The sequence below is a fragment of the Corynebacterium xerosis NBRC 16721 = ATCC 373 genome, assembly GCF_001552415.1.
In the GTDB taxonomy this organism is placed as follows: Bacteria; Actinomycetota; Actinomycetes; order Mycobacteriales; family Mycobacteriaceae; genus Corynebacterium; species Corynebacterium xerosis.
Genome location: NZ_BCRD01000003.1, coordinates 284,925 through 307,929, shown reverse-complemented (window position 1 = coordinate 307,929; position 23,005 = coordinate 284,925). Strand labels below are relative to the sequence as shown.

General features: G+C 69.6%; 19 protein-coding genes. 9 read left to right on the top strand and 10 right to left on the bottom strand.

The window, feature by feature from the left end:
• The first annotated feature begins 154 nt into the window (after positions 1-154).
• Positions 155-667 (top strand): TM2 domain-containing protein, encoded by a 513-nt coding sequence (locus tag CX1_RS12815; RefSeq protein ID WP_046650512.1) that lies wholly within the window; start codon positions 155-157, stop codon positions 665-667.
• Between the two features lie 120 nt (positions 668-787).
• On the opposite strand, the gene CX1_RS06955 is transcribed toward CX1_RS12815, so the two are convergent.
• The 6 genes from CX1_RS06955 to trmB all read right to left on the bottom strand — a co-directional run bounded on the left by CX1_RS06955 (position 788) and on the right by trmB (position 8,236).
• Positions 788-2,389: a peptide MFS transporter gene (locus CX1_RS06955; RefSeq protein ID WP_082719188.1), complete on the bottom strand. Its 1,602-nt coding sequence runs from the start codon at positions 2,387-2,389 to the stop codon at positions 788-790.
• 178 nt (positions 2,390-2,567) lie between these two features.
• Positions 2,568-2,960, bottom strand: a complete 393-nt coding sequence (locus CX1_RS06950; protein ID WP_046650508.1) for a DUF3054 domain-containing protein — start codon at positions 2,958-2,960, stop codon at positions 2,568-2,570.
• 36 nt (positions 2,961-2,996) lie between these two features.
• Complete coding sequence (locus CX1_RS06945; protein WP_046650510.1) at positions 2,997-4,070, bottom strand: lysylphosphatidylglycerol synthase transmembrane domain-containing protein; 1,074 nt, start codon at positions 4,068-4,070, stop codon at positions 2,997-2,999.
• Between the two features lie 5 nt (positions 4,071-4,075).
• Positions 4,076-6,673 (bottom strand): MMPL family transporter, encoded by a 2,598-nt coding sequence (locus CX1_RS06940; RefSeq protein WP_060925456.1) that lies wholly within the window; start codon positions 6,671-6,673, stop codon positions 4,076-4,078.
• A gap of 7 nt (positions 6,674-6,680) precedes the next feature.
• Positions 6,681-7,337, bottom strand: a complete 657-nt coding sequence (locus CX1_RS06935) for an NYN domain-containing protein (RefSeq protein ID WP_046651294.1) — start codon at positions 7,335-7,337, stop codon at positions 6,681-6,683.
• Positions 7,334-8,236: a tRNA (guanosine(46)-N7)-methyltransferase TrmB gene (trmB, locus tag CX1_RS06930; protein ID WP_082719186.1), complete on the bottom strand. Its 903-nt coding sequence runs from the start codon at positions 8,234-8,236 to the stop codon at positions 7,334-7,336. Before trmB ends, CX1_RS06935 begins: the two co-directional genes overlap by 4 nt.
• Before the next feature lie 176 nt (positions 8,237-8,412).
• On the opposite strand from trmB, the gene CX1_RS06925 reads away from it, so the two are divergent.
• The 7 genes from CX1_RS06925 to CX1_RS06895 all read left to right on the top strand — a co-directional run bounded on the left by CX1_RS06925 (position 8,413) and on the right by CX1_RS06895 (position 15,497).
• Positions 8,413-8,943 (top strand): hypothetical protein, encoded by a 531-nt coding sequence (locus tag CX1_RS06925; RefSeq protein WP_060925455.1) that lies wholly within the window; start codon positions 8,413-8,415, stop codon positions 8,941-8,943.
• Complete coding sequence (locus CX1_RS06920; RefSeq protein ID WP_146780725.1) at positions 8,940-10,007, top strand: hypothetical protein; 1,068 nt, start codon at positions 8,940-8,942, stop codon at positions 10,005-10,007. The genes CX1_RS06925 and CX1_RS06920 overlap by 4 nt, the downstream gene beginning before the upstream one ends.
• A 76-nt stretch (positions 10,008-10,083) precedes the next feature.
• Complete coding sequence (locus tag CX1_RS12920; protein WP_052753186.1) at positions 10,084-10,617, top strand: DUF6802 family protein; 534 nt, start codon at positions 10,084-10,086, stop codon at positions 10,615-10,617.
• Between the two features lie 110 nt (positions 10,618-10,727).
• Positions 10,728-12,566 carry a phosphoenolpyruvate carboxykinase (GTP) gene (locus tag CX1_RS06910; protein WP_046650399.1) on the top strand — a complete coding sequence of 613 codons (1,839 nt, stop codon included), beginning with the start codon at positions 10,728-10,730 and terminating at the stop codon, positions 12,564-12,566.
• Positions 12,567-12,887: 321 nt separating this feature from the next.
• Complete coding sequence (locus CX1_RS06905; protein ID WP_046650422.1) at positions 12,888-13,331, top strand: Rrf2 family transcriptional regulator; 444 nt, start codon at positions 12,888-12,890, stop codon at positions 13,329-13,331.
• A 197-nt stretch (positions 13,332-13,528) separates the two neighbouring features.
• Entirely contained in the window at positions 13,529-14,743 is a 1,215-nt protein-coding gene (locus CX1_RS06900; protein WP_046650400.1) for a globin domain-containing protein, read from the top strand.
• Positions 14,744-15,059: 316 nt separating this feature from the next.
• Positions 15,060-15,497 carry a carboxymuconolactone decarboxylase family protein gene (locus CX1_RS06895; RefSeq protein ID WP_046650401.1) on the top strand — a complete coding sequence of 146 codons (438 nt, stop codon included), beginning with the start codon at positions 15,060-15,062 and terminating at the stop codon, positions 15,495-15,497.
• Between the two features lie 219 nt (positions 15,498-15,716).
• Here CX1_RS06895 and CX1_RS06890 read toward each other — a convergent pair whose 3' ends face one another.
• From CX1_RS06890 to CX1_RS06875, 4 genes are all read right to left on the bottom strand, one after another.
• On the bottom strand, positions 15,717-16,535 hold the full coding sequence (locus tag CX1_RS06890) for a GDSL-type esterase/lipase family protein (protein WP_060925454.1): 819 nt from the start codon (positions 16,533-16,535) through the stop codon (positions 15,717-15,719).
• A gap of 410 nt (positions 16,536-16,945) precedes the next feature.
• On the bottom strand, positions 16,946-19,150 hold the full coding sequence (locus CX1_RS06885; protein ID WP_060925453.1) for a 3-hydroxyacyl-CoA dehydrogenase NAD-binding domain-containing protein: 2,205 nt from the start codon (positions 19,148-19,150) through the stop codon (positions 16,946-16,948).
• A 92-nt stretch (positions 19,151-19,242) separates the two neighbouring features.
• On the bottom strand, positions 19,243-20,478 hold the full coding sequence (locus tag CX1_RS06880; protein WP_046650402.1) for an acetyl-CoA C-acetyltransferase: 1,236 nt from the start codon (positions 20,476-20,478) through the stop codon (positions 19,243-19,245).
• A 154-nt stretch (positions 20,479-20,632) separates the two neighbouring features.
• Complete coding sequence (locus CX1_RS06875; protein WP_046650423.1) at positions 20,633-21,502, bottom strand: class I SAM-dependent methyltransferase; 870 nt, start codon at positions 21,500-21,502, stop codon at positions 20,633-20,635.
• A 99-nt stretch (positions 21,503-21,601) separates the two neighbouring features.
• Between CX1_RS06875 and CX1_RS06870 the strand changes: the two genes are divergently transcribed.
• Positions 21,602-22,774, top strand: a complete 1,173-nt coding sequence (locus CX1_RS06870) for a glycosyltransferase family 4 protein (RefSeq protein ID WP_046650403.1) — start codon at positions 21,602-21,604, stop codon at positions 22,772-22,774.
• The last annotated feature ends 231 nt before the right edge of the window (positions 22,775-23,005 follow it).

The window sequence follows — 23,005 nt, the reverse complement described above, 5'->3', positions numbered from 1 at the left end:
TCGCGGTCGGTCACCGCATTGCTTCACGACGGGCCGCCCGACATCTTTCTTCCGGGGGAGCGTCGAACATGTTTCCGTGCCCCCGAGAGGCGTCCGATCCGCCCGCGCGGCTAGGCTTTGCCCTGCGAAACGGACTTTCTAGGAGCAGATGGCGATGACCAACCCGTATGACAACCCCTTCGGCGACCAGGGCGGCGTCGATCCGTTCTCCCAGCAGGGTCAGCAGGGTCAGCCCGGCCAGTCGCCGTACGGCCAAGCCGACTACGGCCAGCAGAACTACGGCCAGGCCGGTTACCAGCAGGGCTTCCCGCAGCCGGGGGCGAACGGCCCTGCGTATGGCCAGGTCCAGCCCTACGGCCAGCAGCCCATGCAGCCGATGCAGGCGTACGGCGCCAACGGCCTGCCGCGCGCACCCAAGTCCAAGATTCTCGCGGCGGTCCTGGCCTTCTTCCTCGGTGGTTTGGGCGTGCACAACTTCTACCTCGGCAACACCAGCCGTGGCGTGACGCAGCTCGTCTTGACCGTGATCGGCTGGGTCACGTCGATTCTCCTCATCGGCTTCGTCTTCCTCGTCGCCGTGGGTTTCTGGGTGTTCATCGAGTTCATCATGATTCTCGTGGGCAGCGGCGGTTACGAACGCGACTCCGACGGCTACCCGTTGCAGTAGTTCGCCCGGCGCCCCTTTTCGCGCGGGGCCGGCACGGGAGAGGGGCCGATGCGTCGTGAAGCACACGACGCATCGGCCCCTCGGCCGTTCCCCGGGCAACCCCGGGGGAGCGGGATACGGTCAGTGCACGCCCTCGAAACGGGCGACGATCCACTTCTTGCCCAGGATCAGGGCCGCGCCGATGACGATCGACAGGCCACCCAGGACGATGAAGAAGTTGGACTCCGCCGACGCGTCCTCCGGGTGGTAGTAGCCGGCCAGGGTGCCGGCCAGGGAGGTGCCCATGGCGACGGCCATCATCCACACGGCGAACATGCGGGTCGGGTAGGCCTCCGGCGCCAGCTTCGTCGCCAGCGAGTTGCCCACCGGCGACAGCAGCAGCTCGCCCATGGTGAACAGGAACAGGATCCACACGATGACCAGCAGCGGCGTCGAGTTCGCGCCGCCGCCGACGAACGGCAGGAAGAAGAACAGCGAGATGCCGATGATGATGTTGGCGACGCCGAACTTCACCGGGTAGGTCCACTGGCGCTTGCCCAGCTTCGTCCACATCGCGGCGAAAATGCCGGAGAAGATGATGATGAAGATCGGGTTGATCGACTGCACCCACGCCGGCGAGAACTCGAAGGAACCGATCATGCGGTCCAGGCGCTGGTCGGCGTAGATCGCGATGACCGTGAACTGCTGCTGGAAGATGCCGAAAAACAGCACGCCGGCGACGAACATCGGGATGAAGCCGATCAGGCGCCGCTTTTCGACGGCGGTGGTGCGGTCGCTGGCGTACATCTGCGTCCACAGCACCACCGCGGCGATTCCGGCGAGGACGGTGACGATCGTCGCCAGGGACTCGAGCGGGACGATGCCGGTGGCCACCAGCGCAACGAGGACCGCCACGACGATGACGGCGCCGACGAACGTCGGCAGGTACTTGGCCTTCGGCAGCGGATTCGGCACGTCGTGGCCGGCGGCGCCGATGGTGGACTTGCGCATGAGCACGTACTGGATCAGGCCGATGGCCATGCCGACGGCGGCGAGGCCGAAGCCCCAGTGGAAGCCCTTCATGTCCCACAGCAAGCCGGTGAGCAGCGGGCCGAACAGGGCGCCGATGTTGACGCCCATGTAGAAGATGGAGAAACCGGCGTCGCGGCGCGTGTCCTCGCGGGAGTACAGCTGGCCGAGGACGACCGACGCGGTGGTCTTCAGGCCGCCGGAGCCGAGGGCCACGAAGACCAGGCCGATGGCCAGGCCGGTGACGCCGGGCAGCACCGCCAGCGAAATGTGGCCCAGCATGATCAGGATCGCCGAGTAGAACAGCGTCTTCTCGGAGCCCAGGAGGCGGTCGGCGATCCACGCGCCGACCAGGGCGGCCATGTAGACCAGGCCGCCGTACGCGCCGACGATGGAGGTGGCGACGCCGCGGTCCATGCCCAGTCCGCCGTCGGTGACGGCGTAGTACATGTAGAAGACCAGGATGCCCTGCATGCCGTAGAAGCTGAAGCGCTCCCACATCTCCACGCCGAACAGGTTGGCCAGGCCCCAGGGCTGGCCGAAGAACGTTCGCTCCTTGCCGGAACCGGCGTTCGCGCCGCCGTCGATGGTGTTCACCGCGGACGTGTGGTCCCCGGCGACGTGCTGCTGCGCGGCGGCCGGCTGGTCGGCGGCCGCGCCATCATGGTGGCCTGGGGAGGTGTTGTCCCCGGCCGAGTCAGGTGAATGTGCCATGCGCCCGATTATTCGCCGTTGCAACGCGAATGAAAAACCGGATCCGTGACCCCGGGCGGCTCGGGCCCGAATTGAGGTGAACGTCACTCCCTGGTGGGGCGGCCCGTTCAGTTCGGTGTCGCGTCCATTCGTCCCGCGCCCGTTCACCCCGCGGCTCAGAGCGCCGCGCCGTATCCGGTCAGCGCCGCGCGCCCAGGGCGTCGTACTTGTCCTTGAGCACCATCTTCGCCACCAGGCGGGTGCCCAGCAGGAGCAGGCCGCTCATGACGGTGGCGACGATGATGAACGACCAGTGCGGCATCTCGCCGTTGCGCAGCGCCCAGATGCCCAGGCCGGTGATGGCCGTCGCCAGCCACACGATGACGCCGCCGGGTGCGATGGGCAGCGGGTGCTTCTTGGCCGCGGCGCAGATCGCGTGGCCGATGGCGCCGCCGACGAGGAAGGGCCACAGGGTGTTCAGGACGTTGGTCAGCGTGAACGGGTCGGCTTCGGTGTTGTGGGCCATGCGGGCGAGCACGGCGAACGCGAAGATGGCGAAGAAGTCCATGACGATCGTGCGGGTGACGGACACTGTTGCTCCTGTGTTTCGGTGGTGTCGGGCTCGAGTCTATTCGGTGCTTTGCGACGGCCCGCGGTCCCCGGGACCGGCCGTTTCGTGCGCTTCGGCGTCGCCGCGGCGGTCGGAGCCGATCAGGTAGATGATCCAGCCGACGATGGCGGGCAGGATGAAGGACACCAGACGGTAGATGAGCACGGTGGCCACGGCGTCGGTGCCGACCATCCCGGCGGCGACGAGGGTGCCGGTGAGCACGGCTTCGACGGGGCCGACGCCGCCTGGCGTGGCCTGGATGAAGCCGGCGACCTTGCTGAAGACGAAGGCCATGAGGATGGTGTTGATCGACACGTCGTCGGCGCCGACGGCGCGCATCGCGGCGTAGAGGCACGCGACGTCGGCGATCCAGTTGAGCAGCGACCACCCGAAGGCGAGGATCATGCGGCCGGGCCGTAGCTCCACGCTGGTCAGCTGGCGGATGGTGTCGCGGACCCGGTCCTCGTCGGCGTCGGCGGGCTTGCGGCGGATCTTGTTGACCGCCCGCAGCACCGGCATGGCCACGCCCTCTATGAGGGCGGTGTTGCGCGAGAACCACCACAGCAGCCCCGTCGCCCCGAGGACGGCGGCACCGGCGGCGACGAGGCGCACGGGTGCGGCACCGCCGAGGAAAAACAGGGCGCCGATGGCCAGCACCGCCAGGCCGAGGAAGCTCAGCGCGCCGGACAAGAGGATGAACCAGCTGACGATGACGGGCGTCGCCCCCCACTGCAGCTGCCTGCGCACCTGCAGCGCCGTGGAGAATGCCACGCCGCCGGGCACCGACACCGACCACGCGTTGGCGGCCAGGACCAGCGAGTTCGTGGACCGGCGAGTGGCCAGGCGCACGTCCGCGGCGCGCAGGAGCAGGCGCATGACTTCCGCCATGGCGAACAACGCGAGGGCGACGGTCGCCGCGGAGATGAGCACCCATCCGAAGTCGGCGCGGAGGAACGTGCGCCAGCCGTCGGTGACGCTGTCCCAGTTCTGCAGGGCGAACCACAGCGCGACGCCGAGGATCACCAGGGTCAGCGCCCATCGGATCCAGGAGGCCGAAGCGGCGGACGCCGCCGACCTTGCGGCGTCGCGCATGCGGGTCATCGGGTATCGCCCGTGCCGGGGCCGAGGGCCTCGCGCTTCTCCCATTCCAGGCGCAGCATGATGTCGCGCACGGTCAGGCGGCCCTCCGGAACCTCGATGGGCTCCTCGTCGGGGACGCCGGCCCCGGCACCGTCGCCGAAGCCGTCGCCGTCGCCGTCGAAGCCGCCATCCGCGTAGCCGGCGACGAGATCGTCGTCCGGGTCGTGGCCGCCGAACTCCGCCGCCGGGTCATGGTCGACGAGCTCGCCCTCGTAGATCGGCTCGCCGAGCTCCGTGCGCTCGCGCACGGCGGGAACGTGTGCCGCCCCCTGCTCTTCGGTGGAAACCGGTTCGGCATCTCGCCACGTGTCCCGCTCCTCGGCGGGGCGGCGGTCGTCGTCAAGCGAAGGAGCCGCAGCCCCCGCCGCGGCCGCACCCGAACCGGCGGCGACCCCCGCACCCGCCATCGCGGGCGCGCGGCCCACCGCCGACGGCGCGGCCGACCCGTGGCCCAGGCGCGCCGACATGCGCTTGACCCAGCGCGGCGCCCACCAGCAATCGTCGCCGAGGAGCTTCATCACCGCCGGGACCAGCAGCATGCGGATGATCGTCGCGTCGAGGAACAGGGCGGCGATCATGCCGAAGGCGATGTACTTCATCATCACGATGTCGGAGAAGCCGAACGCGCCGGCCACCACGATCATGATCAGCGCCGCCGCCGTGATGATGCCCCCGGTGTTCGCGGTGCCGAACTGGATCGCGTGCGGGGTGGAAGCGCCGTCGTCGCGGTCCTCCACCATCCGGGACACCAGGAACACCTCGTAGTCCGTGGACAGGCCGTAGATGATCGCGATGATCAGCACCAGCACCGGGCTCATCAGCGGGCCCGGCGTGAAGCCGAACAGGCCCGCGCCGACGCCGTCGACGAACATGGCGGTGAGGATGCCCAGCGTCGCGCCGAGGCCCAGCGCCGTCATGATGATCGCCTTCGCCGGCAGGATGATCGACCCGAACACCAGCGCCATCAAGATGAAAGTGGCCACCACCATGTAGAGGATCATCCACGGCAGCTTGTCGAACAGCGCCTCGATGGACTCCACCTCCATCGTCGGGGTGCCGCCGATGTAGACCGTCGTGCCCTCGGGCACGTCGATGTCGCGCAGCTGCTCGACCACGCGCGTGTTGTCGTCGCGGTCGGCGATGCCCGCCGACAGGACCGTGACGCCGTCCTTCGTCGGCTGCGAGATCTTGAACCGGTCCGTCAGACCGTCGACCTGGTTGGCCTGCTGGAACACCTCGCCGACGGCGCGCGGATTGCCGCCGTCCTCGATGACCAGCTTCACCGGGTCGGTGCGCATGGTGGGGAAGTTCTCGTCGAAGCGCTCCTGCGCCGTGCGGGTCTCGTTCGTCGGCGGCAGGTAGGTCTCGTTGATGCCGCCGAACTTGATGCCGATCAGCGGCAGCGTCAGCGCCAGAAGGCCCAGGCAGACGGTCACCGTCACCAGCTTGGAGTGCTTCATGGCCCACGCGGGGATGCGGCCCCACAGCGAGTTCATGGACTGCTCGCGGGTGCGTCCCGCGCGGCGCACGCTCCACTTGTCGATGTTCGGCCCCAACAGGCCGAACAGGGCCGGCAGCACCGTCAACGACAGCAGCGCCGCCAAACCGACCGCCGAAATGGCACCGTAGGCCACCGATTTCAGGAACGCCTGCGGGAACAGCAGCAGGCCGGACAGGGCCACGGCGACCATCGCCGCCGAGAACACCACCGTCTTGCCCGCCGTGGCCGTGGTGTGGGCCACCGCCTGCGGGACGGGCACCCCCTCCGCCATCTCCTCCCGGAAACGCGACACCATGAACAGGCCGTAGTCGATGGCCAGGCCCAGGCCCAGCAGCGTGACGACGGACTGCGCGAACGCGTTGACCTGCGTCACCTGCGCCAGCATCGACAGGATGCCCAGCGAGCCCGCGATGGACAGGATGCCCACGATCAGCGGCATCGACGCCGAGACCACGCCGCCGAACACCACGAGCAGCAGCAGCGCCACGATCGGCAGGCCGATCAGCTCGGCACGCCAGATGTCGTCGGCCATGCCCGAATCCAGGGCACCGGCCACGGGGGTCGCGCCGGCGACCTCCATGTCCACGCCTTCGATCTGGAGCTGGTCCTCGATGGCCCGGTAGTTCTTCAGCACGTCGTTGCCCGTGCCGGCCAGGCCGACCGCCACGAACGCCGTCTGCTTGTCCTCCGTGGCCATCACCGACTGGTTGTTGGCGAAGTAGCTGGTGACGTGGTCGACGTACTCGGGGTTGTCCGCCGCCAGTCGGGCGAAGTGGTCGTTGACGCGCTGCGCCAGCGCCGGATCGTCGACGGTGCCGCCCTCGGGGGCGTCGACCATGACGATGACGTCGCCCGAATTGTCGCGGCCGAAGGTCTCCTCCTCCAGCACGGCGGCGGCGGTGGAATCCGACCCCGGGTCGTCCCAGCCCTCCTGGTCGAGCCGGTCGCCCAGCTTCGTCCCGGAGAAGATGAACAGGGCCAGCAGGCCGACGACCAGCACCAGCGGCGTGAGCACGCGGTGCCGGTACGCGAAGGAACCCCATCGATAGAACATGTGCGGGTCAGCGCTCCTTGAGCAGGGACATGAGGGAGCGGAACGGCTGCAGCCAGGCACCCTCGTCCGGCAGGTTCTCCAGGTCGATGCGCGGCAGCGGCTCGCGGAAGACGCCCGGGATGTCCTCGAGGTCGACGAACTCGATGATGTCCGAGTTCACCGCCCACGCGGCGTGCTCGCGGAAACCGATCACCGTCGTCGGGATCCGCGAGTTCTCCAGCTCCTCCAGCATGTCCTGGAAGTTCTGGCCGTCGGCGGAGGCGACGACGACGCCCTCGAGGATGCCCTCGTCGCGGCGGCGGCGGATGTGGTCCAGCATGTCCGGGTCGACGTCGGAGTCGTCGCCGATCTTCGGCTTGGCGAACACCGCGAAACCGACGTTGCGCAGCGCCTCCACCCACGGGCGGACGATGTCCGCCGAACCCGGGGCGATGTTGGTGAACACGGTGGCCTCGGGCTCGATGTGCGTGCCGACGTCGTCGGCCAGGTCCATCGTGCGCTCCACCAGCCAGCGGCCGACCGCGTCGAAGCGTGGGCGGTGCGCCGCGGTGGGGCGGGAGCCGAGGATCGCGCCGAGGCCCATGTCGATGTTCGGGGCGTCCCAGACCAGCAGCAGGGTCGGGGTGGTCTCCGGGGATTCGGAGTAGTGGTGGGTGCCGCTCATCGGGCGTCCTCTCGGGTGGCGTCGGCCGGGTCGGCGGCATCGGCGGAGTCGGCCGCATCGGCCGCGTCGGCGCGCTTGCGCCACACGAACTCGTGGATGTCGTGGTCCAGGTTCAGGCCGCGGTTCTCGAACTTCGTGGTCGGGCGGTCGAGCAGCATCGGCGACTCGGGCCACGGCCAGGCGATGGGCTCCAGGGCCGGTTCGACGTCGCGGAGCTCCTCGATCCACTCGGCGTAGCCGGCGTGGTCGGTGGCGGCGTGGAAGATGCCGCCGGGCTTGAGGCGCGACGCGATCAGGCGCAGGGTGCCCGACTGCAGGATGCGGCGCTTGTGGTGGCGGGCCTTGGGCCAGGGGTCGGGGAAGAACAGGCGCACGCCGTCGAGGGACTCGGGCGCGATCATGCGCTGCAGGACCTCGACGCCGTCGCCGCGGACCATGCGGATGTTGTCGACGCCCTCGCGGGTCATCGCCGACAGCAGCTTGGCCAGGCCGGGCTTGTACAGCTCCACGGCGATGATGTTGTGGTCGGCTTCCTTCGGCGCCATGGCGACGGTGGAGGTGCCGGTGCCGCAGCCGATTTCGACGATGGTCGGGCCGGTGCGGCCGAACCACTCCTCGACGTCGATCTTTTCGTCGGAAAGCACCGTGCCCACCCGGTCCCAGTGCTCGTCCCAGATCGCGGACTGGCCGGGGGTCAGGGTGCCGCGGCGGAAGCTGACGCCGCCGATGCGCGGGTACTCGAGGCCGTCGTCGAATTCGGTCTGCATGGGGCGCCCGTAGGGCAGCGCGCCCTTGCCGAAGTCGGGCACGCGCGTGGCGTCGGCCGCCGGATCGGGGTGCGCGGAAGCGGTGCCGTCCCCGGCGGCGATGTTCGTATCAGGGGTATCAGAATTAGTCATCGCCCCCATTGTTCACGACGGGCGGGGGAGGTCAATAATCCCGCGCGCGTGATTCGCGCCCGCGCAGGGGCATGTTCGGCGTCGGCGGATCTGTTGCCGGCCTCCGGTGCCCGTGTTCTACTGGGCGCGTTCGCCGGCGTCGGCCGGATGTGGATCGGGGGATTCGGGGGCGGGACATGCGTGGAGCGGGGCCGGGCGGCCGGTTGTGGGACGGGGTCGTCGACTGGTTGGCGGGCGCCGATGTGGGGGAGCCGGCGGCGGTCGACATGGCGGAGCTGCTCGACTCGGTCTCCGGGCCGCCCATCGTCGCGGTGCGCGGTGCCGTCGGGATCGGCGTCGCTTCGGTGGTGGCGGCGCTGCGGGCCCATCCGGTGGGGCGCGCGTGGAGCGTCGTCGCCGACGAGGGCCCCGCGCCGCGCGTCGACGCCGATGCCGTGGTGACGGTGACCAACGATCCGGGGGCCGTCGCGCGGCCGGGCGAGGTCGTCGCCCATCCCCGGGGCCGCGCGGGGTCGGGCATTTCGCTTGACGACGCCCACGGTCCCGCATCGGGGGCCGTCGACCCATTGGCCGCGGCGGTATCCGCGTTGGTGGCCGCCGGGGTGCTGGAGGACGTCCGGCGGCGACGTTTGGAGCGGGGCGTGGCGGCCATCGCGGTGGCCCGCCCGGTCGTCCGCGATGAGCTGGAGGATCTGCTGTGGCCGTGACGGGGGACGCCGATGCGGCGCTGTTGGAGCCGCCGTTGGAGCCGCCGCTGGAGGTGACGCGCACGGGGCCCGCCGCGGCGTGGGCCGATGCGTCGGCGCTGGAACGCGAGGGCATCCGCCTGGTCGAGGCGCGCACCGCGGTGGTGCTCGTCATCGTCGACGGCCGGGTGCCGCCCACCCGCGGCGACGTCGCGCTGGTGGAGGCCGTGTCCGGGGCGACCGGCCGCTGCGCCGTGGGCCTGGACCTGGACCTGGATCCGGGTTCGGGCCCGGGCCCGGGTTCGGATCCGGCTGCGATGCCCGGCCCGAATCCGTCCCGCGACGCCGGGTACCTGGACCGGTGGCGGGACGCGGTGCACGTCGACGTCGTCGTCGGTCCCCTCGACGCGACCATGGCCAGGACGCTGAAGCTGCTCGCCGCCGGGCCCGCACGGCCCATCACCCCGACGCCCGGACAACGCCGGCGTGCGTTGTTGGGGGCTCAATTGGCGGCCGATCGCGCCGGGAGGGCGCGGGCCGTCGACAAGCGGATCAGGGAAATGCGGGCCGCCGTGCCGCACGCCATCGCCGATTCTCTGGAATCCGTCGCGCGCCGGGCGGGCGATCATGCCCCGGCCGAGCTCGACCGGGCGGTGGAACGGGCGGCGGGGCGGGTCGCCGACGCGCTGGACCTGCCGCGGGCCCCGGACTGCCCCTCGGCGCCGGACCTGCCTCGCACCGGTGGGCTGATGGAAGCGGGGGTCGGGGTGCTCACGCTCGGGGCCGCCCTCGGTGCCGGCGGGCTGTTGGGGGCTCCGCTGCGGTGGGCCGGGTTGCCCGGGTGGGCCGTCGGGGCGATCACGGTGCTCGCGGGAGTGTCGCTGGCGCTGGCCCTGGCCATCGGGGCGCGGCGCCGGCGCATCGAGCGGGAGCGCGCGGCGTGGGCGGCCGCTCACCTGGCGAAGGTGCGGCGCGGCTGGGACCGCGAGATCGCGGCGATGCTGCGGGACGAGGCGCGGCCCCCGCCGGATGGATGGCGGGCCCGGCACCTCGCCGGAGCGCTGCGGGCGGAGACAGGCGGATGAGCGGAGTGCAGATGGCGAACACGGTGCGGCAGACGAAGAAGCTGTCGAAGAAGCAGAGGAAGAAGAGGAGCGAGACATGGACGGCATGATCGGCGGGTTGCCCGGAGGGGCGGGGTACGCGGGACCGTCGGGGCAGGAGGGCCCGGCGTCGGCGTGCGGGCTCGACGGGGCGGACGCGCTCGGCGGCGCAGTGCCGTTCGATCGGGTCGCCGGTGAGGGGATGATCGTCGAAATCGGCGGCGAATACTTCGATCTGGGGCCGGGGACCGCGGATACGGACGGTGACGGGATCGCCGATTCGGTCACGCTCGCCGACGACCGGGGGCTGAGCATCTTCTCCGACGTCGACGGCGACGGGGCCGTCGACCACGTGACCACCGTTCTCTTCGACGGCACCTACGAGACGTGGACGGCGGCGTCGGCAGACGCCTCGGAAGAGGTCCCGGAAGACGCCTCGGGTGCGACTTCGGGCGCGGCATCGGGAATCTCGGCCGGAAATTCCGGGGGCACCTCATCGGGGGTGAGCGGCGATGCCGCCGAAGCCGGAGGTTCGCCGTCGACCTGGGGCGTTCACGAGTGGGAACGGGGCGAAAGAGGGCGGTGGGCCTGAATTTCCGCGTTTCCGCCGCTGTGGGGTTCGTCTCATGCTCGTCGGCGGCAAGTTTCGGGTTCCAACGGTAGCCTGATAACGAGACGCGAAACCCATAGTCAGGAGTACAGATGTCCGCACCTTCCATCCCGGGTCTGCAGGGTCAGGCCCCGACCGAGAACGCCGAGCTGCTTCGCTGGATCGCCGAGGTCGTCGAGCTCACCACTCCGGATAAGGTCGTCTTCGCCGACGGCTCCCAGGAAGAGTGGGATCGCCTGTCCCAGGAGCTGGTGGACAAGGGCACGTTCGTCAAGCTCAACGAAGAGAAGCGACCGAACTCCTTCCTGGCCCGCTCCAACCCGGCCGACGTCGCGCGCGTCGAGTCCCGCACCTACATCTGCTCCGAGAAGGAGGAGGACGCGGGCCCGACCAACAACTGGGCGGACCCGGCCAAGATGAAGGAGGAGATGACCGAGCATTACCGCGGTTCCATGAAGGGCCGCACCATGTTCGTCGTCCCGTTCTGCATGGGCCCCATCGACGACCCGTCGCCGAAGCTGGGCGTTCAGCTCACCGACTCCGAGTACGTGGTGCTGTCGATGCGCATCATGACCCGCATGGGCAAGGACGCGCTGGACAAGATCGGCAAGGACGGCGACTTCGTCCACGCCCTGCACTCCGTGGGCGCCCCGCTGGCCGAGGGTGAGGAAGACTCCACCTGGCCGTGCAACGAGAACAAGTACATCACGCACTTCCCCGAGACCAAGGAGATCTGGTCCTACGGTTCCGGCTACGGCGGCAACGCCATCCTGGTCAAGAAGTGCTACGCCCTGCGCATCGCCTCGGTCATGGCCAAGGAAGAGGGCTGGATGGCCGAGCACATGCTCATCCTGAAGCTCACCGATCCGTCGGACAAGGTCTACTACGTCGCCGCCGCGTTCCCGTCGGCCTGCGGCAAGACCAACCTGGCCATGCTGACCCCGACCATCGAGGGCTGGAAGGCCGAGGTCGTCGGTGACGACATCGCGTGGCTGAAGTTCGGCGAGGACGGCCGCCTCTACGCGGTCAACCCGGAGAACGGTTTCTTCGGCGTCGCGCCGGGCACCAACTACGACTCGAACCCGAACGCGATGAAGACCCTGGAGAAGGGCAACTCCATCTTCACCAACGTCGCGCTCACCGATGACGGCGACGTCTGGTGGGAGGGCCTCGAGGGCAAGCCGGATCACCTCATCGACTGGAAGGGCAACGACTGGACCCCCGAGTCCGACGAGCTGTCCTCCCACCCGAACTCCCGCTACTGCACCCCGATCGACCAGTGCCCGGTCGCGGCCCCGGAGTTCAACGACCCGGCCGGCGTTCCGCTGGACGCCATCCTGTTCGGTGGCCGCCGCCCCGACACCGTGCCGCTGGTTTCCCAGGCGCTGTCCTGGAACCACGCCACCTTCATCGGCGCGACCCTGGCTTCCGGCCAGACCGCCGCGTCGGCCGAGGCGAAGGTCGGCTCGCTGCGCCACGACCCGATGGCCATGCTGCCGTTCATCGGCTACAACGTCGGCGACTACCTGCAGCACTGGGTTGACATGGGCAAGAAGGGCGGCGACAAGATGCCCGAGGTCTTCCTGGTCAACTGGTTCCGCCGCGGCGATGACGGCCGTTTCCTGTGGCCGGGCTTCGGCGACAACTCCCGCGTCCTGAAGTGGATCATCGATCGCATCGAGGGTCGCGTGGAGGCCAAGGAGACCGTCGTGGGCTACACCGCCCGCGCCGAGGATCTGGACCTGTCCGGCCTGGACACCCCGATCGAGGACGTCAAGGAGGCGCTGAAGGCGCCGGCCGAGAAGTGGCAGGGCGACCTCGCGGACAACGAGGAGTGGCTGAAGTCGCTCGGCGACCGCATGCCGCAGGAGATGTGGGACGAGCTCGATGCTCTGAAGGCCCGCGTCAAGGAGCGCGAGTCCAAGAAGTAGGACTCCGCGCACCGGAGGCCCGGGCGGTTTGACCGCCCGGGCACCGCAACCGCGTCCACGACCCCCGTCCACCACCGGCCTCACGCCGGCGGTGGGCGGGGGTCGACGCATGCGCCGAGACGGGCGGTGGGGCAGCGCATTTCGTCGCCCGGAACTTGGTCGCGTGACCAAAACGACAGGAGCCGGTCTATTTGCGCAGCACCGTGTCGGATAAAATCGGGGGGAGGCGAATTATTGCGTGGAATCCGGCACGCGGATCTCATGAGCCGTTCGGGCGGGCGGTGACCCTCCACCGCCCGCAGTGGAAAGGTTGTGGTGGGCATGCAGCTCACGGTGTTCTCCGACTTGAGTCTGCGGATCATCATGCGGATGGCGGCCGGTGAACGGGGGCAGAAGTTCACCGCGGGGACGGTGGCCGACGAGCTCAATGCGTCGCGGGCGCACGTCGCCAAGGTCGTGACCCGTCTGGTCGAACTCGACCTGGTCGTGGCCGTGAAGGGGCGCTATGGCGGCATCTACCTGGCCGATGGGGCGCTGGAGAAGTCGGTGGGGGCGATCCTGCGCGAGCTCGAATCGGGGGAGGTCGTGGATTGCGTGGGCACCAATTGCCCGCTGCTGCCGGCGTGCCGTCTGCGCACCGCGCTGGCCGACGCTCAGGAGGCGTTCTTCGCCCATCTCGACCCCATCACAATCGGCGAGCTCGTGGGGGACTCCGCCGATCGGGATGCCCCGCGTCATCTGCTGAAGCTGATCGCCACGACGTAGCGCCCGCCGTGGTTCCGGGCTTCTGATTCGGAGCGGCCGGACGGGGTTTGGGGGTGCCGTCGCAAAGCCATTTCCTGCTGTTTCCGATCCCGCCGGAAACAGACCGCACCCCCGCGCCCAATAATGCGCAAAACGGATACGCATTACATGCTAGCGTTGTCCGCGACCCCCGAAACGACACCCGACAGGGAGCTTCCATGGCAACGATCGACGTCAAGAAGACCGGCCTCACCGACGACCAAGCGGACATCATCCGCCAGACTCTGCCCGTCGTCGGCGCGAACATCGGCGACATCACCCCGAACTTCTACCGCCGCATGTTCACCGCCCACCCGGAGCTGCTGGCCAACACGTTCAACCGCGGCAACCAGAAGCAGGGCGCGCAGCAGAAGGCGCTGGCCGCGTCGGTGGCCACCTTCGCCGCGACCCTCGTCGATCCCGACGCCCCCGCCCCCGAGGAGCTGCTCGCCCGCATCGGCCACAAGCACCTGGCCACCGGCATCGTCGAGGAGCAGTACCCGATCGTGCACAAGCACCTGTTCGACGCCATCGAGGAGGTCCTGACGCCCGAGGTGTTCCAGGGCGCCGTCCGCGATGCGTGGGATGCGGTGTACCTGGAGATGCAGCGCGTGCTGGTGGACTTCGAAAAGCAGCTTTACGACGAGTCGGGCGTCGCGCCCGGCGACGTTTTCCGTGCCGCCGAGGTGGTCTCCCGCGAGGACCTGTCCGACGACATCGTGGTCTTCGGCGTGCGCGGCAAGGCGGAGGAGCTGCCGGGGTTCACCCCGGGGCAGTACATTTCCGTGCGCCAGACCATGGCCGACGGTGCCGGCCAGCTGCGCCAGTACTCCCTGGTCGGTGTGCCGGGTGACGGCGTTCTGAAGTTCGCGGTGCGCCGCGTCGGCGCGGATGAGGTCGCCGGCCTGCCCGCCGGCGAGGTGTCCAACAAGCTGTGCGACGACGTCCGCGTCGGCGACGAGATCGAGATTTCGCTGCCCGCCGGTGATCTGGTGCTCGACACCGAGTCGGATGGGCCGGTCGTGCTGGTGTCCGCCGGCATCGGCGCGACGCCCATGGTCGGCATGCTCAACTACCTCGCCGCGAATGGCTCGCAGCGCCGGGTGCTGTCGGTGCACGCCGACCGGTCCGAGGCAGCCGACGTTCTCGCAGCGGAGCGCACCGCGGCGGTCGAGGCGCTGGCCAACGGCACCGAGAAGCGCTGGCTGGAGCCGGACTTCATGGACCTGTCCGACAAGGGCGGCGTCGAGCTGCCCGAGGGCGCCGAGTTCTACATCTGCGGCGGCAATGGTTTCCTGCAGCACGTCCGCGACCAGCTGGCCGAGCGTGGCGTCGACCGCTCCCGCATCCACTTCGAGCTGTTCAGCCCCAACGACTGGCTGCTCGACGCGTAAACGGCGAGGCCGTGAGGCGGCGCGGCGCTGATGGGGCCGCGCCGCTCTCGCCCAGGCCTCCCTCGCCGGCGGTCGGCCGCTAACCCACCTCGAATGTCTTAACCCACCTGCTGCAACGGGTGGGTTAAGACATTCGAGGTGGGTTTGCGAGATTTGACGGTCGTTCCGGGGTGTTTGGACGGAATGGGCGGCGGGTTGTGATGATAATGAACGCACCTCAGTTGCCCGGCGATGCCCGTGACGCAGCACAGCGGGCCACTCGGCAGCGCAGATCAGGGCACGAGACGAGAGCACGACGAGAAGGAGCGGGATTCACATGACCGATCAGCACTCCGAGGTTTCCGGCGGCACCGGCAGCACTGACGATGGGCGGTTCGACGCCGGCATCCGCGTCCGCCGCGAGGTGATGGGCGACGACTTCGTCGACGCCGCCCTCGAGCGCAACGCGGGCACCGACGGCGAGGACCTGCAGCGCCACATCACCGAGACCGTCTGGGGTTCGGTGTGGACCCGCGACGGCCTGGAGAAGCGCGACCGCAGCCTGCTCAACATCGGCATGCTCGTCGCCCTGCGCGCCACCGGAGAGCTGCGCGGCCACGTGCGCGGCGGCCTGCGCAATGGCTTGACCCGCGAGGAGATCACCGAGGCGGTCATCCACACCGCCGGCTACTGCGGCGCCCCCGCGGCGCTGTCCGCCATGAAGGTGGTCCAGGAGGTCCTCGTCGAGGAGCTCGGCCCGCTGCAGGGGGAGTAGCGGCCGCTTCGCCGCGCTCCTCTTCGCCACCGCCTACTTCGCGGCCGGCTGGTTCGAGGACCGCCGCTAGGCTGCCATCTCCGGCCTCCCGGCCGGGCCGGGCCGTGCCCTGAGACGGGAAGAACCCGCCTTCCTCTCGGATGGCGGGTTCTTTCGCGTCGTGCGCGCGTCCGGGGCGTCGTCGGTCCCCGGGCGCGGTGTACGCCTCGGACGTGCGTCTTAGGCGCGGCCGATGTGGTGGCCGACGGTCTGGACGCCGTGGTTGGTCATGTGGACGAACAGGTTGTAGTCGCCGATGCTGTCGTCGACGACGCCGACGACCCAGTTGTCGGCGTCGCAGGTGCCGTGGCCGGCGGTGATGCCCTTGAGGCCGACGAACTTGGCGCCGGTGTCGCCGGCGGCCTGGGCCAGGCCGGCGTCGAGGCGATCCTCGATCTCGCGGAGGTTCACGGCCGGGGTTGGCAGGCCGACGCCGGCGGTGTTGACCAGGCAGACCTCGCCGTTGGGGCCGGAGACCGTCGGGTAGCCGGCGATCTTGATCTGGGCGTTCGGGGCGACCTGCTTGGCGCGGTTGATGGCGTCGCGGGCGGCAACGCGCAGGTTCTCCTGGATCTGCGGCATGGGCATGCGGTCGTTCAGGATGTACGGGTAGGTGTCGTTCGCGCCGGCGAGGATGACCACCTGGCGGGTGCCGGCGTCGAGCGCGCCGGTCTCGGCGGCGCGGTTGATCTGGTCGATCACGCGGATGCCACCGGTGCGGAACGAGGAGCCCGCGCAGGTGTAGTCGGCGATCGGGGTGCCGTTGCCGGCGCCGACGGCGCCGGAGAACAGGAAGTCCGTGCCGCAGCCCATCTCGTTGACGCGGCCACCGGGGACCGGGGCGCCCTTGGCGGTCAGCCAGTCGCCGGCGGTCGGGTTGGCCGGCAGGGAGTCGCCGAAGACGACGGTGTTGCCGGGTGCGGCGGTGGCGGCCATCGGGAGGGTGACGGCGGCGACGGCGGTCGCGGCGAGGGTTGCCAGAACGGTACGGATTCGCATTGAGCTGCCTTCGGGGTGACGACGAACGCGACCGGCTCGTTCCGGCCACGCAACAACGTTCACAGTCTAATCGTTGCCGAGCCGTTATAAAAGTCGGACGGGCGGAATGTCCTCCCACTTTCCACTTTACGACGAACTGCATCGTGCAGGTGCGTGGATTCCACGCGGGCGTCGAAAAGCAGGGGCTGACGTGATCAGGCTGTGAACTTATGTGCTCCATGTGGCCAAAGGGGTGCATGGGGCTTGTGGTGCGAGCTTACCGCGTGCGTGCGGCATTGGCCGGGGAACGACGAAACCGGCCACCCGCGGAGTGCGGGTGGCCGGTGCGGCGTTGCGTCGGCCCGTGGCTTTCAGTCGGCCCATGAGTCGCGCGTCAGCTCATGGCATCGCGTCGGCTCGGGAACGCTGCGTCAGCCCTTCAGCGACGCCGGCGGGGTGAAGCGCTCGCCGTACTTCGCCGCGAGCTCCTCGGCGCGGGACACGAAGCCCGCCACGCCGCGCTGCTCGGAACCATCGGCGGCGGTGCCGTCGTAGTTCTTGATGAACTGGCGCGTGCCACCGGTCCACGCCGGGTAGCCGATGCCGAAGATCGAGCCGATGTTGGCGTCGGCGTCGTGGAGCACCACGCCCTCGTCGACGCACTTCTGCGTCTCCACGGCCTCGATGAACAGCATGCGGTCGACCAGATCCTGCATGACGACGTCGTCGGCGTCGATGGAACCGGCGCCGAGCTCGGTGCGCAGGCCGTCCCACAGGCCCTGGCGGCGGCCGTCGGCGTACTCGTAGAAGCCGCGGCCCTCGAGCTTGCCCGGGCGCTCGAACTCGTCGATCATGCGGTTGACCAGGGCGGACACGCCGCCATCGTCGACGGTTTCGCCGCGATCGCGCGCGGCGGCCTCGTTCTCCTCGCTGATCTTGCGCATCAGCTTGAGGTTGAGCTCGTCGGCCAGCTGCAGCTGGGCGGCCGGGTAACCGGCCTGGCGGGCGGCGGCCTCCACGGTGGCGGGCTCGTAACCCTCCGCGACCATGCGGATGGCCTCGTTGATCACGGTGCCGATCACGCGCGAGGTGTAGAAACCGCGGGAGTCGGTGACCACGATCGGGATCTTGCGGATCTGCACCGCGAAGTCCAGCGCGGCGGCCAGCGTCTTCGGGTCGGTCTCGTCGCCGGAGATGATCTCCAGCAGCTGCATCTTGTCCACGGGGGAGAAGAAGTGCAGGCCGATGAAGTCGCCCGTGCGCTCCACGTGGGAGGCGAGCTCGGTGATCGGCAGGGTCGAGGTGTTCGAGCCCAGGATCGCCGTCTTCGGCACCGCGGCCTCGATCTCGGCGTGGACCTTGTGCTTCAGGTCGGTGTTCTCGAAAACCGCCTCGATGACCAGGTCGACGTCGGAGAGATCGTCGTAGGACTCGGTCGGGGTGATGCGGCCCAGCAGCTGCGCCGACTTCTCCTCGGTGGTGCGGCCGCGCTCCAGCGTCTTGGCCTCGAGCTTCTCCGAGTAGTTCTTGCCGCGCTCGGCGTTCTCCAGCGACACGTCCTTGAGCACGACGTCCATGCCGGCCTTGGCGCAGACGTAGGCGATGCCCGCGCCCATCATGCCGGCGCCGACGACGCCGACCTTCTTGAACTCGGTCTTCGGGTACGGCGTGCCGTCGGCCTGCAGGGGGCGGGAGCCGCCGCCGTTGCAGTGGTTCAGGTCGAAGAAGAACGCCTGCATCATGTTCTTCGACTGCGAGCCGGTGACCAGCTCGGTGAAGTAGCGCGACTCGATGGTCAGGGCGGTGTCGACGTCGACCTGCGCGCCCTCGACCGCGGCCTGCATGGCGCGGCGCGGGGCCAGCATCGGCGAGCCCTTGAGCTGCTTGGTCAGGTTCGCCGGGAAGGACGGCAGGTTCGCCGCGAAGCGCGGGTTCTTCGGGTCGCCGCCCGGGATCTTGAAGCCCTTGACGTCCCACGGCTGCTCGGCGACGGCGTCGTCGGACAGCAGCCACGCGCGGGCGCGGTCGAGGAGCTCCTCGGGGGCGACGACCTCGTCGACCAGGCCGGTCTTGAGGGCCTTCTCCGGGTTCATCTGCGCACCGGTGAGGATGACCTTCATCAGCGCGTCCTGGATGCCGATCATGCGGACGACGCGGGTGATGCCGCCGCCGCCCGGCAGCAGGCCGAGCGTGACCTCGGGCAGGCCGATCTTCGAGCCGCGGGCGTCCGCGGCGATGCGGTGGTTCGCGGCCAGCGCGACCTCGAGGCCGCCGCCGAGCGCGGCGCCGTTGATCGCGGCGACGACGGGCACGGGCAGCTTCTCGATGCGGCGCAGCGACTCCTTCATGTGCTGCACCATGTCGTACATCGACTGCGCGTCCTCGGGGCCGACCTGCGACATCTGCTTGATGTCGCCGCCGGCGAAGAACGTCTTCTTGGCCGAGGCCAGGATGATGCCCTTGATCCCCGCGGCGTCCGGGCCGTCGGCAAGCTCCTGCTCGAGCTTTTCGACGGTCGCGCGGATGTCGTCCTGGAACGTCTGGTTCATGGTGTTGACGGGCGCATTCGGGTCGTCCATCGTCAGCGTGACGATGCCGTCGTCGGCGCGGTCCCATCGGAACATGTTGTCGGTCATGTGGTGATCTCCCTTGATCCCTGTGGTCCTGGAATTCCTGTGTTCTGCTTCTCGTGTTCCGCTTTTCGCGAAACCGAAAAAGGGGACCGGGCCTAGACCCGCTCGATGATGGTGGCCACGCCCATGCCGCCGCCGATGCACAGCGAGATCAGCGCGTAGCGGCCGCCGGTGCGGTGCAGCTCGTCGATGGCCGCGCCGGTGATCATGGCGCCGGTGGCGCCCAGCGGGTGGCCCATGGCGATGGCGCCGCCGTTGACGTTGAGCTTCTCGTCGGGGATGCCGAGCTTCTGCTGCGCGTGGAGGACGACGGCGGCGAAGGCCTCGTTGATCTCCCAGACGTCGATGTCGTCGACGCCGAGTCCGGCCTTGCCCAGTACCTCGCGGACGGCGGGCTCGATGCCGGTGAGCATGATGGTCGGCTCGACGCCGTTGACGGCGGTGGCGACGATGCGGGCGCGCGGGGTCAGGCCCATGTCGGCGCCGGCCTTCTCGGTGCCGACCAGGGTCAGGGCCGCGCCGTCGACGATGCCGGAGGAGTTGCCCGGGTGGTGCAGGTGGTTGATCTGCTCGATCTGGGTGTACTTCTTCAGCGCGACGGCGTCGAAGCCGCCCATCTCGCCCATCTGGGCGAAGGAGGGGCGCAGGCCGCCGAGCGACTCGACGGTGGTGCCCGGGCGGACGGTCTCGTCGTGGTCGAGGATGGTCAGGCCGTTCTGGTCGACGACGGGGACGACGGAATCCTTGAACCGGCCCTCGTCCCACGCCTTCTTCGCGCGCTCGTGGGAGGTCACGGCGAGCTGGTCGAGCTGCTCGCGGGTGAAGCCGTCCAGGGAGGCGATGAGGTCGGCGGAGATGCCCTGCGGCACGAAGTCGGTGGAGAACGACGCCTGCGGGTCCATGGCCCACGCGCCGCCGTCGGACATCATGGGCACGCGCGACATGGATTCGACGCCGCCGGCGAGGACGAGCTCGTCCATGCCGGAGCGGACCTTGGCGGCGGCCATGTTGATGGCGGTCAGGCCGGAGGCGCAGAAACGGTTGATCTGGACGCCGCCGACGCGGTTGGGCAGGCCGGCCACCAGCGCGGCGGTGCGGGCGATGTCGGCGCCCTGGTCGCCGACGGGCGTGACGCAGCCGATGACCATGTCGTTGATGCGTTCTTCGTCGAGGCCGGGGTTGCGGCGGCGGATCTCCTCGACGAGTCCGACGAGCAGGGTCAGCGGGCGCACCTCGTGGAGGGAGCCGTCCTTCTTGCCCTTGCCTCGGGGGGTGCGGATGGCCTCGTAGATGAAGGCCTCGCCACCCGCGGGGATGATGGCATTGGTCATGGTGTGTCGTGTCCTCACATGTCGGCGAAGAGTGTCTCACGTCACTATAACGACATATCTGAAAATATCCACGGCTCTGGCCAATTAACCGCGATTAACGCCGTTGCGGGTGCCCCCGTCGCCCCCGCCGAGATCGGCCGCGCACCCCGCCGCGCTACTTCTTGCGCATCACCAGCACGAGGTTCGACACCGCCACCTCGCGCAACACGGGCACCTTCGTCATCCACCACGCCCACCACGGGTGATACCGGGGGAAGGCGGCCAGCAGTTCCGCGTGGCCGGCCCGGTCCATCTCGCGGCCCCACGCCAGGCCCTCGGCGCAGCCGACCTCGAACAGGGACTCGCCGTAGTAGTTCTTGGGGCGCTTGCCGTGCTTCTTCTCGTACATGCGCCGGGCCCGGTCGCCGCCGAGATAGTGCGTCATGCCCATCTCGTGGCCGCCGAACGGCCCGTGCCACACGGTGTACGAGTAGACGATCAGCCCGCCGGGCGCGGTGACGCGCAGCATCTCGCGGCCCATGCGCCACGGCTCGGCGACGTGTTCGGCGACGTTCGACGAGTACGTCAGATCGAATGCCCCGTCGCGGAACGGCAGCTCCAGGCCGGATCCGCGCACCGACGAGTCCAGGCGGATGCCCGCGGCGGCCATCTCTCCGACGTCGGGCTCGCACGTGTAATACTCCACGCCGCGCTCGGCGAACGCGCGGCCGAAGTACCCCGGCCCTCCGCCGACGTCGAGGATCCGGGTCCCGGTCAGCGGGGAGGCCCCCGCTTCGCCGCGCCCCTTTCCGCTTGACGACGTCCTCGCGTCCCCGCCATCCGTCGTAAAGCCGGGTCCCGCCGACTTCGTCGGACCGGCGCCCGCCGCGATGCCCTCGAGCAAGGCGACGGTGTCCTCGGCGAGGTGGCCGTAGAAACGGTCGGGATCGGTCTGCTCGTACTTGAAGTCGTCGAGCAGGCCGAAAGAACGGCCGAGGGTGCAGTGGGGGCGCAAGGCGGACAGCGCGGGCGGGGTGAAACTCACGAACCGACCATATTCCACGACGGGGCGCGCGCGGGCCGGGGCCGGGGAAATCGCCGAACCCGCCGTGGGGCCCATGGGCGGGGATTATGGTTGCACCCCATGAAGGTTCTCCTGCTGTGCTGGCGCGACACCGGCCACCCCGAGGGCGGCGGCAGCGAGCGCTATCTCGAGCGGGTCGCCGAACACCTCGCGCGGGAGGGGCATCGCGTCGTCTTCCGCACTGCCGCGTACGCCGGCGCGCCGAAGAAATCGGAGCGCGCCGGCGTGCGGTACTCCCGCGGCGGCGGCAACTACTCGGTCTACGTGCGCGGATGGGGCGCGATGCTCGCCGCCCGCCTGGGGCTGGGGCCGATCGCCCGCGCGCTGGGCGGCCGCCCCGACGTCGTGGTGGACACGCAAAACGGCGTCCCGTTCTTCGCGTCCGTCGTGTCGGGCCGGCCGACGGTGGTGCTGACGCACCATTGCCACCGCGAGCAGTGGCCGGTGGCCGGCAAGCTGGTGGGCAGGCTGGGCTGGTTCATCGAGTCGCGGCTGGCGCCGGCGGTGCAGAAGTCCTGCCGCTACATCACGGTGTCGCGGCCCAGCGCCGACGACCTGCGCGGCCTGGGCGTCGACGACGATCGGATCTCCATCATCCGCAACGGCGTCGACCCGGTGCCGGAGGTCGCCGTCGGCGCCGAAAACGCCCCGGCCCTCGACCCGTGTTCCGTCGACGGCGGCCCCCGCCTGGTCACGCTGTCGCGCCTGGTGCCGCACAAGCAGATCGAGCACGCCATCGACGCCATCGCCGCGCTGAACCCGAGGTACCCCGACGCGGTGCTCGACGTCGTCGGCTCCGGCTGGTGGTCCGACGAGCTGCTGGCCTACGCGCAGGCGCAGGGCATCGCCGACCGCGTCGTCTTCCACGGCCAGGTGTCCGAGGAGGAGAAGCACCTGATCCTCGCCCGCGCCTGCGTCCACGTGATGCCGTCGCGCAAGGAGGGCTGGGGGCTGGCCGTCATCGAGGCCGCGCAGCACGGCGTGCCCACCGTCGGTTACCGGTCCTCGGCGGGGCTGCGCGATTCCGTCGTCGACGGCGTCACGGGCCTGCTCGCCGATACGCCGGCGCAGCTGGTGGAGGCGACGACGTCCATCGTCGCGGAACCGGACCTGCGGTCCTTCCTCGGCGCCGAGGCGAAGACCCGTGCCGAGACGTTCAGCTGGGACGCGACGGCCCGCGCGGTGGAGCAGGTGCTTCACGACGTCGCTGCGCCCACCTCCCGCAGTCGCTAGATTTCGGCTGCGTCCCTGATTCAGCGGTGCCGCTTACTCCCCCGCCGCTGCGCCCGCCGCAGCCCCCGCTCCACTGGGCCTATCCGCTGCACCGCCGCGCCGCCTACCTCCTCTCACCGCAAAAAGAGGTCGGGTGGCCAGAAAGAAGTGGTACACCACTTCTTTCTGGCCACCCGACGTCTTTCTGTGTGAGGTTTCATCGCGGGAGGGGCGGGGCAGCGGGTGCGGGTG